The organism is Nitrincola tapanii (assembly GCF_008368715.1).
Lineage (GTDB): Bacteria > Pseudomonadota > Gammaproteobacteria > Pseudomonadales > Balneatricaceae > Nitrincola > Nitrincola tapanii.
The window spans coordinates 219,833-235,249 of record NZ_SMRS01000007.1 but is presented as its reverse complement, the minus strand read 5'-3'; the positions used below and the strand labels follow the sequence as shown (position 1 = coordinate 235,249).

At 51.2% G+C, this 15,417-nt stretch carries 16 protein-coding genes; 10 read left to right on the top strand and 6 right to left on the bottom strand.

Features of this window, described 5'->3' with window-relative positions; genetic code table 11:
• The first annotated feature begins 186 nt into the window (after positions 1-186).
• The 7 genes from E1H14_RS10615 to mnhG are packed head-to-tail and all read left to right on the top strand — an operon-like array spanning position 187 to position 6,067.
• The gene (locus tag E1H14_RS10615) at positions 187-2,586 is read left to right on the top strand and encodes a putative monovalent cation/H+ antiporter subunit A (RefSeq protein WP_149391447.1); all 2,400 of its coding nucleotides are present in this window, start codon (positions 187-189) and stop codon (positions 2,584-2,586) included.
• Positions 2,583-3,014, top strand: a complete 432-nt coding sequence (locus tag E1H14_RS10610; protein ID WP_149391446.1) for a Na+/H+ antiporter subunit B — start codon at positions 2,583-2,585, stop codon at positions 3,012-3,014. The genes E1H14_RS10615 and E1H14_RS10610 overlap by 4 nt, the downstream gene beginning before the upstream one ends.
• A 10-nt stretch (positions 3,015-3,024) precedes the next feature.
• Positions 3,025-3,372 (top strand): Na+/H+ antiporter subunit C, encoded by a 348-nt coding sequence (locus tag E1H14_RS10605; RefSeq protein ID WP_149391445.1) that lies wholly within the window; start codon positions 3,025-3,027, stop codon positions 3,370-3,372.
• A complete protein-coding gene (locus E1H14_RS10600) occupies positions 3,369-4,880 on the top strand; it encodes a Na+/H+ antiporter subunit D (protein ID WP_149391444.1) in 1,512 nt (503 codons plus the stop codon). Before E1H14_RS10605 ends, E1H14_RS10600 begins: the two co-directional genes overlap by 4 nt.
• Positions 4,877-5,350 carry a Na+/H+ antiporter subunit E gene (locus tag E1H14_RS10595; RefSeq protein WP_149391443.1) on the top strand — a complete coding sequence of 158 codons (474 nt, stop codon included), beginning with the start codon at positions 4,877-4,879 and terminating at the stop codon, positions 5,348-5,350. Before E1H14_RS10600 ends, E1H14_RS10595 begins: the two co-directional genes overlap by 4 nt.
• A 17-nt stretch (positions 5,351-5,367) precedes the next feature.
• Positions 5,368-5,637 (top strand): monovalent cation/H+ antiporter complex subunit F, encoded by a 270-nt coding sequence (locus E1H14_RS10590; RefSeq protein WP_200834092.1) that lies wholly within the window; start codon positions 5,368-5,370, stop codon positions 5,635-5,637.
• Entirely contained in the window at positions 5,630-6,067 is a 438-nt protein-coding gene (mnhG, locus tag E1H14_RS10585; protein WP_149391442.1) for a monovalent cation/H(+) antiporter subunit G, read from the top strand. Before E1H14_RS10590 ends, mnhG begins: the two co-directional genes overlap by 8 nt.
• A gap of 120 nt (positions 6,068-6,187) precedes the next feature.
• Here the strand turns inward: mnhG and E1H14_RS10580 are convergent, their stop codons facing one another.
• A complete protein-coding gene (locus E1H14_RS10580) occupies positions 6,188-7,477 on the bottom strand; it encodes a M18 family aminopeptidase (protein WP_149391441.1) in 1,290 nt (429 codons plus the stop codon).
• A 164-nt stretch (positions 7,478-7,641) separates the two neighbouring features.
• On the opposite strand from E1H14_RS10580, the gene E1H14_RS10575 reads away from it, so the two are divergent.
• From E1H14_RS10575 to rpsA, 3 genes are all read left to right on the top strand, one after another.
• Positions 7,642-9,726, top strand: coding sequence for a carboxy terminal-processing peptidase (locus tag E1H14_RS10575; protein ID WP_149391440.1), 2,085 nt, complete (start codon positions 7,642-7,644; stop codon positions 9,724-9,726).
• Between the two features lie 12 nt (positions 9,727-9,738).
• On the top strand, positions 9,739-10,512 hold the full coding sequence (locus E1H14_RS10570; protein WP_149391439.1) for a hypothetical protein: 774 nt from the start codon (positions 9,739-9,741) through the stop codon (positions 10,510-10,512).
• Between the two features lie 204 nt (positions 10,513-10,716).
• A complete protein-coding gene (gene rpsA, locus E1H14_RS10565; RefSeq protein WP_149391438.1) occupies positions 10,717-12,399 on the top strand; it encodes a 30S ribosomal protein S1 in 1,683 nt (560 codons plus the stop codon).
• A gap of 118 nt (positions 12,400-12,517) precedes the next feature.
• Here the strand turns inward: rpsA and E1H14_RS10560 are convergent, their stop codons facing one another.
• Genes E1H14_RS10560 through E1H14_RS10540 form a run of 5 tightly spaced genes read right to left on the bottom strand, consistent with a single transcriptional unit; the run spans position 12,518 to position 15,400 of the window.
• On the bottom strand, positions 12,518-12,982 hold the full coding sequence (locus E1H14_RS10560; RefSeq protein ID WP_149391437.1) for a YcgN family cysteine cluster protein: 465 nt from the start codon (positions 12,980-12,982) through the stop codon (positions 12,518-12,520).
• Between the two features lies 1 nt (position 12,983).
• Entirely contained in the window at positions 12,984-13,271 is a 288-nt protein-coding gene (locus E1H14_RS10555) for a YcgL domain-containing protein (RefSeq protein ID WP_149391436.1), read from the bottom strand.
• Positions 13,265-14,452 carry a ribonuclease D gene (rnd, locus tag E1H14_RS10550; protein ID WP_149391435.1) on the bottom strand — a complete coding sequence of 396 codons (1,188 nt, stop codon included), beginning with the start codon at positions 14,450-14,452 and terminating at the stop codon, positions 13,265-13,267. Before rnd ends, E1H14_RS10555 begins: the two co-directional genes overlap by 7 nt.
• Complete coding sequence (gene recR / locus E1H14_RS10545; RefSeq protein WP_149391434.1) at positions 14,453-15,064, bottom strand: recombination mediator RecR; 612 nt, start codon at positions 15,062-15,064, stop codon at positions 14,453-14,455.
• 3 nt (positions 15,065-15,067) lie between these two features.
• A complete protein-coding gene (locus tag E1H14_RS10540; RefSeq protein ID WP_149391433.1) occupies positions 15,068-15,400 on the bottom strand; it encodes a YbaB/EbfC family nucleoid-associated protein in 333 nt (110 codons plus the stop codon).
• Between the last annotated feature and the right edge of the window lie 17 nt (positions 15,401-15,417).

Genomic DNA, 15,417 nt, shown 5'->3' with positions numbered 1-15,417 from the left:
TTTAAGTGTATCCTATCGAATACACATTAACAATATTTGGCTATGCCCAATATTCACCATCGGCTTGACAGTGAAAGTTAATAACTATTGAAAACTGGACAAGTGTTTTTTTCGGAACTATTAGTGATGTGATACGTCATAACCTCTTGATGTTGAACAGACCTGATCCATAAGGAATTAAGCACCATGCAGTTAGCTGTGTTGGCTATTTACCTGCTTGCCGCCCTTGCGCCTTGGCTCTGCAGTAAACACCGTGAGCAGACTTCACGTATTCTTGCCCTGCTACCCGCGGGGCTGACCCTATGGTTTGCCAGTCATCTACCGGAGATCATTGCCGGTGGAAAAGTGATTCAGCCCTATGCCTGGATTCCTGGACTGGATATTTCTCTCACCTTTGTTCTGGATGGTTTATCCCTGCTGTTTGCCTTGCTGATCTGCGGGATCGGTACTTTTATCCTCCTTTATGCCGGCAGCTACCTCAAAGGGCATCACCATCTACAACGATTTTATGTTGTGCTTTTGGCGTTTATGGGGTCGATGCTGGGCTTAGTCCTCTCCGATAACCTGATTACCCTGTTTGTTTTCTGGGAGCTGACCAGTATCACCTCTTACCTACTCATAGGTTTTAACCACCAGGATGACAAGACGCGTAAAGCCGCCTTACAGGGTTTGATTGTGACCGTCGCTGGGGGGCTGGCTTTGCTGGCAGGCTTGATTCTGGTGGCGATCGCTGCGGGCAGCTATTCCATTCAGGAGATTCTGGGACAAGCGGATGTCTTGCGTGACTATCCCTTCTACAACGCCATGCTGATCTGTTTATTACTGGGTGCTTTTACCAAATCAGCCCAGTTCCCTTTTCATTTTTGGTTACCCAATGCCATGGCCGCACCGACTCCGGTCAGTGCATATCTGCATTCGGCGACGATGGTGAAAGCCGGGATCTATTTACTCGCGCGCCTCTCCCCCGAACTCAGTGGCACTGAACTCTGGATCCTGCTGCTCACCAGCGCGGGAACTTTGACACTCTTTACCGGTGCGCTGCTGGCCATTCGCAGTACGGATATGAAAAAGATGCTGGCCTATTCAACGGTGATGGCACTGGGAACACTGACCCTCCTGCTAGGCTTAAGCACAGAACTGGCGCTTTTAGCTTTCAGTGCTTATCTGCTCAGCCATTCTTTATATAAGGGCGCGCTCTTTATGCTCGCCGGGATTCTCGATCATGAGGCCGGCAGTCGAGATCTACGGGAGCTTGCGGGTTTACGTCGCCTGTTACCGGTCACCGCTCTCTGTACCGCCCTTGCGGCCCTATCACTCGCCGGTCTCCCACCTTTATTGGGCTTTATCGGCAAAGAGCTGTTCCTGGATGCCCTCTTGCAAGGCCCTGCTGCGGCCTGGATGCTGGCCTTGGTGATGTTATCCGCGATCAGCGGTGTCGGGATTGCGCTATTGATCGCGCTGCGTCCGTTTACCGGCGAGTTGCGTGCACCTAAACCGGTGGAGGCGATTCATGAAGCCCCTAAAGATATGCTGGCGGGCCCTGTGGTCTTAGTCGCCGCGTCTTTGCTCTTGGGTTTAGCACCCGGTTTGGTCGAGGGTTTAGTCCTAGCCTCCTCCTCTGCCGTCCTAGGTGCTGAACAGACGGGTTACCTCAGCCTTTGGCATGGGTTTAATCTGCCCTTACTTCTGTCTTTTGTCAGCCTAGTGCTGGGCTTAGTCCTCTTCCGCTTCTGGGGACGTGTACGTTATCACCTGTCTAAGCTCAACCCTCTCTTTGCACGTGGCCCTGAAGCGGGTTATTTTGCCTTGATGCAAGGCCTCGTGGATCTGGCCAGCTGGCAAACTGCCTTTTTACAAAATGGATCCATGCGTAATTATCTGCGTGTACTTCTGCTCAGTTTTGCCGGACTCACGGCTTACACGCTTTTAAGTCGTTATCAACTGCATTGGAATTGGGAAGTCAGTCTCTATTTACATGAACTTATCTTGGCTTTAATCCTACTTTCAGCAGCGGTGGCGGCCTGCATTACCGCCTCGCGCCTCGGTGCCGTGGCCGCAATGGGCGCGGTGGGTTATTCGGTCGCGCTCGTGTTTGTGCTGTTTAGCGCACCGGATCTCGCCATCACCCAAATACTGGTGGAAACCCTCACGGTGCTCCTGCTGGTCTTGGTGCTATTTCGCTTACCCAGCTTCACCCGCCTCTCGACGCCAGCTGAACGTGGGCGTGATGCCTTGGTGGCCATCCTCTGTGGTGGTTTAATGACGTTACTCATCATGATCACTATTGATGTGCAGCTCTTCCCACCTATCTCAGACTATATGATCGAGCAGAGCCAGCCTTTGGCCTATGGCCGTAATATCGTCAACGTGATTCTGGTGGATTTCCGTGCTCTCGATACGCTGGGTGAAATCTTTGTTCTGGCCCTGGCGGCATTAGGGGTTTATGCCATGATCAAGTTCCGTCCCGAGACAGCACCGGGCGCCAACCACAGTGCCGGCACGCTGATTCTGCCACCGAAAGTACGCAAGTCTGAAACCTCTGATGCCACCCTGTCAGACAGCCCGAGCCAGGAGAAATCCCCATGATGAAACCCGGCACACTGATTCTGCATGTTGCGGCACGTTTTCTTGTGCCACTACAGATGCTCTTCTCTATCTTTTTGCTGCTCCGCGGGCATGATGAACCAGGGGGGGGATTTATTGCCGGACTGGTCGCCTCCGGTGCCTTGGCTCTCTACCTCTTTACCTTTGGGGCAATGATGACGCGTGATCTCATGCGTGTGGATCCGCGCAACTTAATCGGTCTGGGGCTGGTCATTGCGATGCTCTCTACCCTTCCGGGATGGGCACAAAATGAGCCTTTTCTGACAGCACAATGGTGGCCGATGACGCTGCCTGGCGGCACTGAACTCAAACTTTCGACCCCTTTAATCTTTGATATCGGGGTATATCTGACGGTTTTAGGCACGGTAATGACCATGCTGGTGGCCTTGACTGAAACCGAAGAGCGCTAAGGAGATTCCCATGGAACCTATCATGGCCTTGATTGTGGGCTGCCTCTATGCGGCCGCCATTTATATGATGTTAAGACGCAGTATTGTTAAACTGGTGATCGGCTTGATGCTGTTATCTAATGCCGCCAACCTGTTAATTTTCACCTCAGCCGGTATGCAACGCGGTGCTCCGCCGTTGATTCCAGAAGGTGCTTTACGCCCTGAGGGAATCGTCGCTGACCCACTGCCTCAAGCACTGATTCTCACCGCGATCGTTATCGCCTTTGGTGTGTTGGCTTTTGCCGTGGTTCTGATCCACCGCGCCTATAACATCATCCATACCGACAACCTCGATCAGATGAAGGATACCGACACGTGAGACCTGAAGTCGCCCTACCGATCCTGGTACCTCTACTGACTGGCGCCCTGTCTTTACTGGCCTGGCGCTCCAATATTATGCAGCGCATTCTGTCGATTACCGGCAGCGCAGCACTCCTGATCTGCAGCATCTGGCTGTTGATCAGCGTGCATCAGGAAGGCCATGTTGTCATGCAGATGGGCGGCTGGGCAGCGCCTTGGGGCATTACGCTGGTCGCCGATATGCTCAGTGCCATTATGGTCCTGCTCACCGGCATGATGGCGCTGGCGATTGCCATCTATTCCCTCGGCTCTGCCACCCCTAGCCATGAGAAATTTGGTTACTACCCTTTGATGCATCTGCTGCTTGCCGGTGTGGCTGGCTCCTTTTTAACCGGTGATATTTTTAACCTCTATGTCTGGTTCGAGGTGATGCTGATCGCATCTTTTGCCCTACTGATTCTGGGCGGAGAGCGAGCACAGATGGAAGGTGCAGTGAAATATGTCACGCTTAACCTGGTGTCTTCGGCCATCTTCCTCAGCGCCATCGGTCTACTTTATGGACTGGTTGGCAGTCTCAACATGGCGGATATCGCGGTTAAGTTAAATCAGACTGAGCATTCCGGTTTAGTCGATGTGATTGCCGTAATGTTTATGGTGGCTTTTGGGATTAAAGCCGCTGCTTTTCCGCTGTTTTTCTGGCTCCCTGCCTCTTACCACACAGGCCCTGTCGCTGTTTCGGCTCTATTTGCAGGGCTTTTAACCAAGGTCGGTGTGTATGCACTTTTCCGTGTCTTTACGCTGATCTTTAATCAAAGCCCTGATTTCACCCATGAGATTCTGTTGTGGGGTGCAGCGCTGACGATGATTACCGGGGTACTGGGTGCCGCCGCACATTTTGAGTTCCGGCGCATTCTCTCCTTCCACATCGTCAGCCAGATAGGCTATATGCTACTAGGGCTGGCACTCTATACACCGCTGGCGCTGCTTGGCGGAGTGTTCTATATCACACACCACATCATCGTTAAAACCAACCTCTTCCTGATCAGCGGTATCGTCCATCGCTTACACGGCACCTATGATTTGAAGCGCTTAGGTGGACTCTACCGTTCGCATCCAGGATTAAGCCTACTCTTTTTAATTCCGGCCTTATCCCTCGCGGGCTTACCGCCTCTGTCTGGCTTTTTTGCCAAGTTTGTAGTGATTCGTGCCGGTCTGGAAGCCGGTGCCTGGGTCGTCACCGGCGTTGCGTTGGTGGTAGGCTTATTAACCCTCTATTCGATGATTAAAATTTGGGCTGAGGCCTTCTGGAAGGCGGTACCCGAAGGCGTACAACCGCAACCCCCGCAGGGTGTCGGCGGTGAGGCTGGATTAGCTCTGATGTATCTCCCCATCATTTTACTGGCAGGTTGCACGCTGTTTATCGGTCTGAATGGACAGCCGATCTATCTGATGGCAGAAACAGCCGCGAGCCAATTGATGAATCCTCAGGGTTACATTCAAGCGGTATTAGGAGGTGTCGGGCCATGATTGCGTTCATGTGGAATTTACTCCTGGCACTCATTTGGGTCGTACTCACGGGTGATTTAAGTGGCATCAACCTGTTTGCCGGCCTGGTTCTCGGCTATCTCGTACTGGGACTGATGCAACGCCAGGTGCCCATCCTACGCGGTTACACCAGCCGCTTACCTAGGTTAATTCGCTTCTTTTTCTTTTTTATCAAAGAACTGGTGATGGCCAACCTGAAGGTCGCATTTGATATCGTGACACCGATCTGGCATATGCAGCCTGGGGTGATCGCGCTCCCTCTAGAAGCTCGAACCGAAATGGAGATCACAATGGTCGCCAATTTGATCTCCTTAACCCCCGGAACCCTGAGTCTCGACGTATCCGATGATCGCCGTGTGCTCTTTATCCATGCCATGTTTTTGGATGATGAAGAAGCGCTACGTGCCAGTCTGAAAGAGATGGAAAGGCGCGTTCTGGAAATTCTTCGCTAACATCTGCAGGAGGTTCTGTGCAGTTAGTTATCTATCTGACCTTTGCAATTTTGAGTCTTGCCATGATTCTGGTGTTTGTCCGCCTGATGATCGGCCCCACCCTACCCGATCGTGTTGTTGCACTTGAGCTGCTGGCCTCGATTATGGTGGGCATGATTGGCGCTTATGCGATCTATACCAACCGCACCGGCTTTTTAGATGTTGCCATTGTGATGGCGCTCACGGCTTTTTTAGCCGCCGTCGGGTTTGCACGCTTTCTGGAAAGAGGAGGTCCGCGCCATGATTGACTGGTTGATTAAAATTCTGATGCTGGCCAGCGCGGCCTTCATGCTCTTGGCCGCAGTCGGTATCGTGCGACTGCCGGATCTCTTAACCCGCATGCATGCCACCACTAAAGCCGGTGCACTGGGTGTGGCACTGATGATGCTGGCGGTCGCGTTACACTTTGCGGATTCTGTTGTGTCGGCCAAAACCTTAGCGGTGATTTTATTTATCTTTATCACCGCACCGATTGCCGCGCATGTGATTGGGCGAGCAGGTTATTTCACCGGCCTTCCGCTGTGTGAACAAACCATCAAGGATGAACTGGTCGACTGTTATGACGAGAAAAGCCATCGTCTACTCAGCGGCCTGGAAACCGAAGAGGAGCTGGAGGCTTACCGGCAAAATCTGGACATGAAGCCGCGTATTCGAACCAAAGCCCAGCGTTTGGAGTAACAGCCCAGCCTTGAGCACCGCGCAGGAGGCGGAATCCTCCTGCCTCTCTACACGAGATATGCTTTGCAGACGCGGTTTCAGGTTTTGCCTCGCGCCGCGTCTTCTCTCATCGGCGTCAGATCACAACCGTGTGCGCTGATTAAACGCCTTTAAAATTTCGTAGAGTGCAAAGGCATCTTCACTGCCCGCCATCTCGCGTATGGAGTGCATGGCAAATTGAGGCACCCCCACATCCACCGTACGGATACCGGTTTCCGTGGCTGTGATCGGTCCAATGGTACTGCCACACCCCATATCACTCCGCACCACAAAGGCCTGAACCGGCTGCTCCGCCTCACGCGCTAAGTCACGAAAAATCGAGCTGGTTTCACTATTGGTCGCGTAACGCTGGTTAGCATTAAGCTTGATCACGGGGCCGGCATTTAGCAGTGGACCATGATTTTCATCATGTTTGTCCGCGAAGTTGGGATGCACGCCATGTGCGTTATCGGCCGATACAAACACCGAACGAGCCAGAACGGCATAACGCTGCTCACTTGCTGGCAAAACTCGCTCTAACCAATGCTGCAACATCGGTCCCTGTGCCCCGCAAGCACTGGCACTGCCCACCTCTTCATGATCATTACAAATTAACACCTGCCCAGGTCCAGGCTTAGAGTGAACTAACGCCTGTAGGCCGGTGTAACAGCTCAGCAAATTATCCAAACGTGCAGAGAGGATAAACTCCTGAGCAAAACCGACATAGGCCGCCTTTTGATAGGGGTAAAAAGACAGCTCATAATCCAACACCTGCTCGATATCGGTTTCTCCCTGCTCCAATAAAGCCTGTTTCAACACAGCACGAAAATCGATCTTTTCATCGCTCTGCCCCAGTACCGGCGGCAAAAACGTTTGGGCATTAATCGAACGATTGCTATTCGCTTCGCGATCCAGATGAATTGCTAAACTCGGAATCACCGCAATAGGGCGTGCAAAATCCAATAAAAGGTGCGCTAACTCGCCCTGCGATCGACGCACACTGACACGCCCAGCCAGAGACAACTCACGATCAAACCAAGGGTTCTGCAACACACCACCGTACACCTCAACGCCTAACTGCCAGTATCCCTTACGCTGCAGTTCAGGTGTGGGTTTGACCTTTAAACAGGGAGAGTCCGTATGCGCACCCGTCAGACGCAAGCCACCCACAAAGCCCTCTTCAGCCGTCGGTTGACGCCAAGCGATCAACGCAGAACCATTGCGTAGTGTGTAATAACCCTGCCCAGGCTGCAAAGCCCACACCTGATCTTCGCGGCAGAGCTCAAAGCCCGCCGCCTGTAAGCGTGTCTGCATCTGGGCCACCGCATGAAAAGGGGTCGGTGAGGCATCTAAAAAGTTAAAAAGATCGGCATTAAAATCAGCGATATGCATGAGGGCTCCCAGAAGAGTCGGCAACGAGATAGAGAAGAATTTTACATTAGTTGGGCGGCTGACTACACTGGCAGGTCTGCTAATATGGAACTTGCGTATCCTCTGTAGTGTCACACCGAGACATGAGTGTTATATGCATGCGACGGAATAATCAGGAACCTCCTATGGTCAGATTCTCGTTTAAACATCTTGCGATCAGTTGGGTATTGGCCCTCTCTCTGGCGGTCAGCCCAGCTTTTGCGCGTTTCTCTCCCGAGCCCGTTCACGAACAGGCATTACTAGATGTCTTTACAGCCCTTCAACAAAATCACTACAGCGGCAAGCAGATGGATCTAGCCTTGTCTTCAGATGTCTATGATCGCTACCTAAAGGACTTAGATCCGGCACGCCTGTATTTTTATGCTGCGGATATCCAAGAATTTGAGCCTTTGCGTCCGGTACTGGGCCTGCAATTAATGCAAGGCGATAGCCAAAGTGGTTTCGATATCTACAACCGCTTTCAAAAACGCAATCTGGAACGCTTGGAATATCTCTTAACCCTGCTGCGTGATGAGGCTTTCCAGTTCGACTTTGAAGCCGATGAGTTTATGGAGTCCGATCGCTCGGAAGCACCCTGGGTGCAAACTGCCGAAGAGATGGATCGGTTATGGCATCAGCGTCTCAAAAGCGCGATGATCAGCCTTAAACTGGCCGATAAAAGTGAAGAGGAAGCGCGCGAAATTCTGATTAAACGTTACGAAAATCAGAAAAGCCGTTTGGAACAAACCAATAATGAAGATGTGTTTGAGCGTTACACCAACGCTCTGGCACATGAATTTGATCCGCACAGCCAATACCTTTCTCCGCGCAATCAAGAAAACTTCCAGATCAATATGAGCCTGTCACTGGAAGGGATTGGTGCGGTGCTGCAAGTAGAAGATGAATACACCAAAATTGTCCGTCTTGTCCCCGCAGGTCCAGCGGATAAAAGCGGACAGCTGCGCCCTTCTGATCTCATCGTTGGGGTCGGCCAAGGGGAAGAGGGTGCGCTTGAGGATGTGGTCGGCTGGCGTTTAGATGAAGTTGTCAATCTGATTCGTGGCCCACAGTCCAGTGTGGTGCGTTTACAGATTATTCCTGCCGATTCGATCGATCGTTCAGCCCGACGCATCGTAACCATCGTACGTGACAAGGTGCGGCTGGAAGAGCAGGCCGCGCAAAAACGTATCATCGATACCGAACGTAACGGCCAACCCTATCGTTTGGGCGTGATTGAAATCCCCGCTTTTTACATCGATTTTGCCGGCTTGCAAGCTGGAGATCCCGAGTATAAAAGTACCACTCGTGATGTCGAGCGCCTGATCAGCCAACTGAAAGAGCAAAACATCGACGGCTTGATTGTCGATCTGCGCAATAACGGCGGTGGCTCTCTGCGTGAAGCGAATGAGCTGACAGGCCTGTTCATTTCACGCGGTCCAACTGTACAGATCCGCGATGCCAGCGGCCGTGTTGATATTCTCGGTGACTTTGACCCTAAGATCGCCTGGAACGGCCCTCTGTTAGTGATGGTCAACCGCTTGAGCGCCTCAGCTTCTGAGATCTTTGCCGGCGCGATCCAAGACTACAACCGTGGGATTGTGGTAGGTGGACGAACCTTTGGAAAGGGGACCGTACAAACGCTCTTGCCTTTGGATCATGGCCAGCTCAAGCTGACTCATGCCAAGTTTTATCGTATCTCCGGGGAAAGCACCCAGCATAAAGGTGTGGTGCCGCATATCGTTTTCCCAACACTGATGGACGAACAGGAGATCGGGGAGAGTGCTTTAGAAGGTGCCCTGCCCTGGGATCAAGTGCATCCGGTTCGGCATGGTCGTTTCCCTAGTCTAACTCCGTTTATCGATGAGTTAATGACGCAGCATCAAGCTCGTATCCAGAGCAACCCTGACTTCCGCTTTATGCAGCAACAAGTAGAACGCAGTCGTGAACAGCGTGATCAAACGCTTCTGCCCTTAAGCATTCAGCGCGTTAAAGAGCAGCGTGATGAACTGGAAAGCTGGCAAATTCAGGCTGAAAACGAGCGTCGTATGGCGAAGGGGGAACCTCCGATTCGGGCCTTAAGCGAACTCGAGGAGTTGTTACCTAAAGATAATCAAGGACGGACGATCAATCCTGAAGCCGAATCGATCTTGATGGAAAGTGCTGAGATTCTGGTGGATTTCATCAACCTGAATCTGGCACACACCGCCTTAACGCCAGCCGCTAACCAATAAGCTTTGCATCTGATGAATAAACGCCTACTCCTGAGCCTGCTGATCTCCATCCTCCTGGTGGTGCTCGCAGGCATAGGCTATGGCGTGTTTATCTTTGTCGAAAAAGAGTATGAGAAAAGTAGCGTTGATCTGGAAAAGTTTGGTTTTGGGATCACTGGTGCCCCTCGCATCGATGAAAGCTCAGTGGGCATACTCGGCCAAGCCCAGCTCCCCGCAACGTTTGTAGATCAAAAACTGACTCCAGCTGAACGTGTTATTCAATCTTTGGTCAGAGATCGTGATAACCTGATGCTGGCCAATCAGTCATTACAGCAACAGATCTCCGCTTTGGAAAAACAAATTGCCGATCTCGAACATCAGCAGAAACTCAACGAACATTTTGTGCCCGAAACCTTTGAGCAAGAATTGGATCGTGTTGAGAATATGCTGCACCTCTACCTCCAGCAATCGACCGATGCGCAACGTTTTAGTCGTGTCCGTATCGAACTCATGGCTGCAGCGGGGCGTATGGAATACAAGCGTTTTGTCGAAGCCAATCGCCTGATGCTAGATTCGGCACAGCGCACGCGTATCGTTCTCGAACATCTCCCTGCGTTTATGTTTTGTGTCGGTGATGCTGTGCAACTCGCCGCCAACAGTGTGCGCGAGGAACGTTCAATCCAAGAATACTTTTACTATCCCGATCAAGTGCGTCTCGCGAACGCCTTGCAACAGGATCTCAACTCTGTTTTGCCCGCCTGCCAACGCCCCCTGCGCGAAAACCTCCAGTCCAGCCTCTCACGTTAAGCGCTTACACCCTGCCCTTCTGAATGAACATTTTTTGCACAGGTTCTGTTCTATAGGCCTCAGACTCTGTATAATTTGACCTCTTTTTTATTACCTAATCACATCCGCCAGCTTAGTGATTAAGTAATAATCATCGACAACCGACCCTGTACAACTGGCGGTACAGGCTGGACGCTGCTTCGGCAGCAAATATAGGACAATTTCATGAGCGAAAGCTTTGCTGATCTGTTTGAAGAATCCCTGCAATCTCTGGACATGACTCCTGGCACCCTGGTAACGGGTGAAGTTGTTGATATCGACAGCGACTGGGTCACCGTCAACGCTGGTTTGAAATCTGAAGCGGTTATCCCTCGTTCACAGTTCCTGAACGACAACAATGAGCTGGAAATCAAAATCGGTGACACGGTTAAAGTTGCACTGGAAGCCGTTGAAGATGGTTTCGGTGAAACTCGCCTGTCACGTGAAAAAGCCAAGCGTTCAGAAGCATGGGAAGTTCTGCAGAGCAAATTTGACGCCGAAGAAACCGTTAAAGGTTACATCTCTGGCAAAGTCAAAGGCGGCTTTACTGTCAGCATCAACAACATTCAGGGCTTCCTGCCAGGTTCACTGGTTGACGTGCGTCCAGTACGCGACGTAGACCACCTGGAAGGCAAAGAGCTGGAATTCAAACTGATCAAGCTGGATCCTAAGCGCAACAACATCGTGGTTTCTCGCCGCGCTGTGATGCAGGAAGCCAACTCTGCTCAGCGTGATGAACTCCTGGCTGCCCTGGAAGAAGGTCAGATCGTTAAAGGTTTTGTTAAAAACCTGACTAACTACGGTGCCTTCATCGATCTGGGCGGCGTAGATGGCCTGCTGCACATCACCGACATGGCGTGGAAACGTATTTCTCACCCAAGCGAAATGCTGAACCCAGGTGATGAAATCTCTGTTCGCATCATCAAGTTCGACAAAGATTCTGGCCGTATCTCTCTCGGTCTGAAGCAGTTGTCTGAAGATCCATGGGAAGCGATCAAAAACCGTTACCCAGCAGGCAGCAAAACTCAGGCTCGCGTCACCAACCTGACTGATTACGGCTGCTTCGCGTCTATCGAAGATGGCGTAGAAGGTCTGGTACACGTTTCTGAAATGTCTTGGACCAACAAAAACATTCACCCATCTAAGATCGTACAGATCGGCGATGAAGTGGAAGTGATGATCCTGGACGTAGATGAAGAGCGTCGTCGTATTTCTCTGGGCATCAAACAGTGCACTGTTAACCCATGGGTTGCCTTCTCTGAGCAGTACGCTGCTAACGATAAGGTCAGCGGCACCATCAAGACTATCACTGACTTCGGTATCTTCGTCGGCCTGGATAACGATCTGGACGGCCTGGTACACATGTCTGATATCTCTTGGGAAGCTGATGCCGAAGCCGCTCTGCGTCAGTTCAAGAAAGGTGACCAGGTTGAAGCGGTTATCCTGTCTATCGACGCTGAGAAAGAGCGCATCTCTCTGGGTATCAAGCAGCTGGAAAGCGATCCTTTCGCTGAATTCGTTGCCGCCAATGAAAAAGGCAGCATCGTAAACGGTACTGTGAAGTCTGTTGATGCAAAAGGCGCAGTCGTTGAACTGGCTGAAGGCATTGAAGCGCAGCTGAAAGTTTCTGAACTGTCTGCAGATCGTGTTGAAGACGCAACCAGCGTTCTGAAAGAAGGCGATTCTGTTGAAGCTAAGATCGTTAACGTTGATCGTCGCAACCGCGTCATCAACCTGTCGATCAAAGCTAAAGATCAGGCAGACGAGAAAGCCGCTATCAGCGCTGTGCGTAACCAGGAAGTTGAAGTGGCCGGTCCGACCACTATCGGTGACCTGATCAAGCAGCAGCTGGCGAATCAGAACAACTGATTCTAATCTGGCATAAAAAAAGGATGAGCCGTGCTCATCCTTTTTTTTAATCTTCTTTCGCACCTGGCTATCTTTTGCGCATAACTTATCTTGTACACCTAGCTTATTTTTTTTGCGCTCAGTTTTTAGAGCGAAAGAAAACAGCTTCTTCGATCACATAATCGATCAGCTCATCTTCCTCAATTTCATTATCCTTGACGGCATAGACACTCAAGACTGAAGCCTGTGCACGAATCACCGAATCACTACGACCACTCAACAGCGGATGCCACTCCGGTAAAGGTTTTTTCTCATAGACTAAACGGTAAGCACAGGTTGGTGGCAGCCAATGGAAAGATTCCACATCTTCAGGCCGCAGCTGTACGCAACTCGGTACTAAGTGCGTGCGTTCAGCATAACGTGTGCAACGACAGGTCTCATCATCCAGAAGATGACATACCACCTGGGTATAAAACACCTCTTCCGTGTCTTCATCTTCAACCTTATGCAAGCAACACAGCGCACAGCCATCACACAAAGATTCCCATTCCGCAGGTGACATCTCTTGCAGAGATTTGCGTTGCCAGAAGACTTCCTGGGCCAACTCAGCGCACTCCAGTTTCAGGACGATCGCGGTAAAGATCTAACATATAGTCATCTTTTGGCGGTGGCATCTGCAGGAAGAAGCCTTGATCACGAATGGCTTGTAACACCTTTTCGGTGTCCACTCGCGCCAATTTACGCTCAGCGGTCATCGGCATATCCATCACATGCAGAGCCTTACCAAAGCGCTCCATTAAGGCTTCAGGAACAGAATCTAAGCCATTACGTTTATCCACATAAAGATACATCTCATCTTTACGACTGCTACGATAGATCGAACAAATTAACATTCACTTTCTCTCTTAGGGTCTAACGCTTGTAAAGCGCTGAGCAAATCATCGCCAATCAGTGACTTACGCCAACCGGATAAACTTAAAGGCAGATGAAACTGCCCCTGCTCATCACGCGAATTAATCAACTTTTCAATATCCTTACGCCGAATCAGGATCTCTGGGAAAATATCCAACTCACGTGCGCGCTCACGCCCCAGCGCTAAAAGTTTTTTCACCGGCTTATGCCAATAGACATGCAAGGGCAGATGGATCGGCAAAGGCGGATGCCGACGTGCCGATTCTTCCGCCTGCGCTAAACAGGCCAGAATGCTAGGTCCATCTTCTTTTAACGTGCGTCGCCACACACCTAAACGCGCCAGCGTCTCCAAATTCTGTGGCCAGCGTTTCACTATCTCTAGAATGAGCTCATTTTTCAGCACGCGTGGCCGACAAAGGTTACGTTCACGACACGCCTGTTCACGCCATGCCGTCAGATCTCGCAAACCGGCTAACTGGGCATCAGAGCGAATACTCATCTGAGTAAAACGGCGATAGTACTGATAGCCTTCTGGATCAGGGTCTTCTTGCTGGGCAATATACGCACATTCATCGACCACCCAATCCAAGCGCTGTAACTGCTTAAGTTCAGCAATCAAACACAGAGCAATCGCGGGAAGATACGCCACATCCAATGCCGCATAGTGAATCTGCTCAGCCGTCAGCGGGCGTTGCAACCAATCCGAAGTCGTTTGCGCCTTGCCGAGATCGATCTCCAACGCGTGTTTCACCAAGCGTTGTAATCCCATGCTAAATCCCCAATTCGCAAACGCCGCGGCAACTTGGGTATCAAAGAGCGGTTTAGGGACCACCTGATAGCTGTGTCGAAATAATTCGAGATCCTCGCTGGCGGAATGCAACACCTTGATGATCGTTTCATCTTCAAGCACAGCTCGAAAAGGGCTGAAATCATCCACCTGCAAAGGATCAATTAAATAACACGCCTCATCATCCGCAACCTGCAACAAACCCGGCACAGGATAAAAAGTTTCAACTCGGCTAAATTCCGTATCCAACGCGATTAAAGGCAAGTTCTGCCAACGTGCGCAGGCGCTTGCCAGCTGGGCATTGTCTGTAATCCAGATGGGGTTTTCCGCTTGCGCCTGCAAAGGCTGCCAATCGTAGCTAGGCTGCTTCGGCATTCAGGATATTTCCTTTCTAAGAGAGCGTCGGCCGGCCAGGGCATGCGCTAAAGTACCACCGTCTACAAACTCCAACTCCCCTCCTACCGGCACACCATGCGCAATGCGCGAAACCTTGAGATGGGGATCCTCGATCTGTTCTAAGATGTAATGCGCCGTGGCTTCACCTTCCACCGTTGGATTGGTTGCAAGAATCAGTTCGCGTATTTCACCCTGTTGCAAACGCTGAAGCAGTTGTCGTATTCCCAAATCTTCAGGGCCGATACCATCAATGGGAGAAAGGTGCCCACCTAAAACAAAGTAAACGCCCTGATAGCCTCCCGTTTGCTCAACCGCAAGCATATCCACGGGTGACTCCAAGACGCAGAGCAAGCTATGATCACGCTGTTCATCGGCACAGAGTGCACAGATAGGCTCTTCAGATAAAGTACGACAGCTTTGACACTGTCCCACTCGCTCACAAGCTTCCTGCAGACTCTGCGCAAGACTTAGCGCGGCTTGTCGATCCCGCTCTAACAGATGCAAAGCCATACGCTGAGCCGATTTGGGCCCGACCCCGGGTAAACAACGCAGCGCCTGTATCAGTTGCTGCAGCAGAGGACTAAAAGACATAGATTAGAAAGGCATCTTGAATCCAGGTGGCATACCCATACCACTGGTGATTTTTGCCATACGCTCCTGTGAACTCTGCTCGACTTTACGCACAGCGTCATTAATCGCCGCCGCAATCAGATCTTCCAGAATCTCTTTATCTTCCTGCATCAAGCTGTCATCAATGCTGACACTTTTCACATCATGACGACCGTTCATCTGGATGCTAACCAGCCCTGCACCCGACTCCCCCCGCACTTCCGCGTTGGCAATCTCTTCTTGAGCGCGCTGCATCTCTTCCTGCATCTTCTGGGCCTGTTTCATCAGATTGCCCATTCCGCCCATACCTTTCATCATTTTTCCTTCCCCATTCA

Coding starts and splice junctions, on each gene's coding strand:
- E1H14_RS10615 (WP_149391447.1), top strand. CDS start 187: ATGCAGTTAGCTGTGTTGGCTATTTACCTGCTTGCCGCCCTTGCGCCT.
- E1H14_RS10610 (WP_149391446.1), top strand. CDS start 2,583: ATGATGAAACCCGGCACACTGATTCTGCATGTTGCGGCACGTTTTCTT.
- E1H14_RS10605 (WP_149391445.1), top strand. CDS start 3,025: ATGGAACCTATCATGGCCTTGATTGTGGGCTGCCTCTATGCGGCCGCC.
- E1H14_RS10595 (WP_149391443.1), top strand. CDS start 4,877: ATGATTGCGTTCATGTGGAATTTACTCCTGGCACTCATTTGGGTCGTA.
- mnhG (WP_149391442.1), top strand. CDS start 5,630: ATGATTGACTGGTTGATTAAAATTCTGATGCTGGCCAGCGCGGCCTTC.
- E1H14_RS10580 (WP_149391441.1), bottom strand. CDS start 7,477: ATGCATATCGCTGATTTTAATGCCGATCTTTTTAACTTTTTAGATGCC.
- E1H14_RS10575 (WP_149391440.1), top strand. CDS start 7,642: ATGGTCAGATTCTCGTTTAAACATCTTGCGATCAGTTGGGTATTGGCC.
- E1H14_RS10570 (WP_149391439.1), top strand. CDS start 9,739: ATGAATAAACGCCTACTCCTGAGCCTGCTGATCTCCATCCTCCTGGTG.
- rpsA (WP_149391438.1), top strand. CDS start 10,717: ATGAGCGAAAGCTTTGCTGATCTGTTTGAAGAATCCCTGCAATCTCTG.
- E1H14_RS10555 (WP_149391436.1), bottom strand. CDS start 13,271: ATGTTAATTTGTTCGATCTATCGTAGCAGTCGTAAAGATGAGATGTAT.
- rnd (WP_149391435.1), bottom strand. CDS start 14,452: ATGCCGAAGCAGCCTAGCTACGATTGGCAGCCTTTGCAGGCGCAAGCG.
- recR (WP_149391434.1), bottom strand. CDS start 15,064: ATGTCTTTTAGTCCTCTGCTGCAGCAACTGATACAGGCGCTGCGTTGT.
- E1H14_RS10540 (WP_149391433.1), bottom strand. CDS start 15,400: ATGATGAAAGGTATGGGCGGAATGGGCAATCTGATGAAACAGGCCCAG.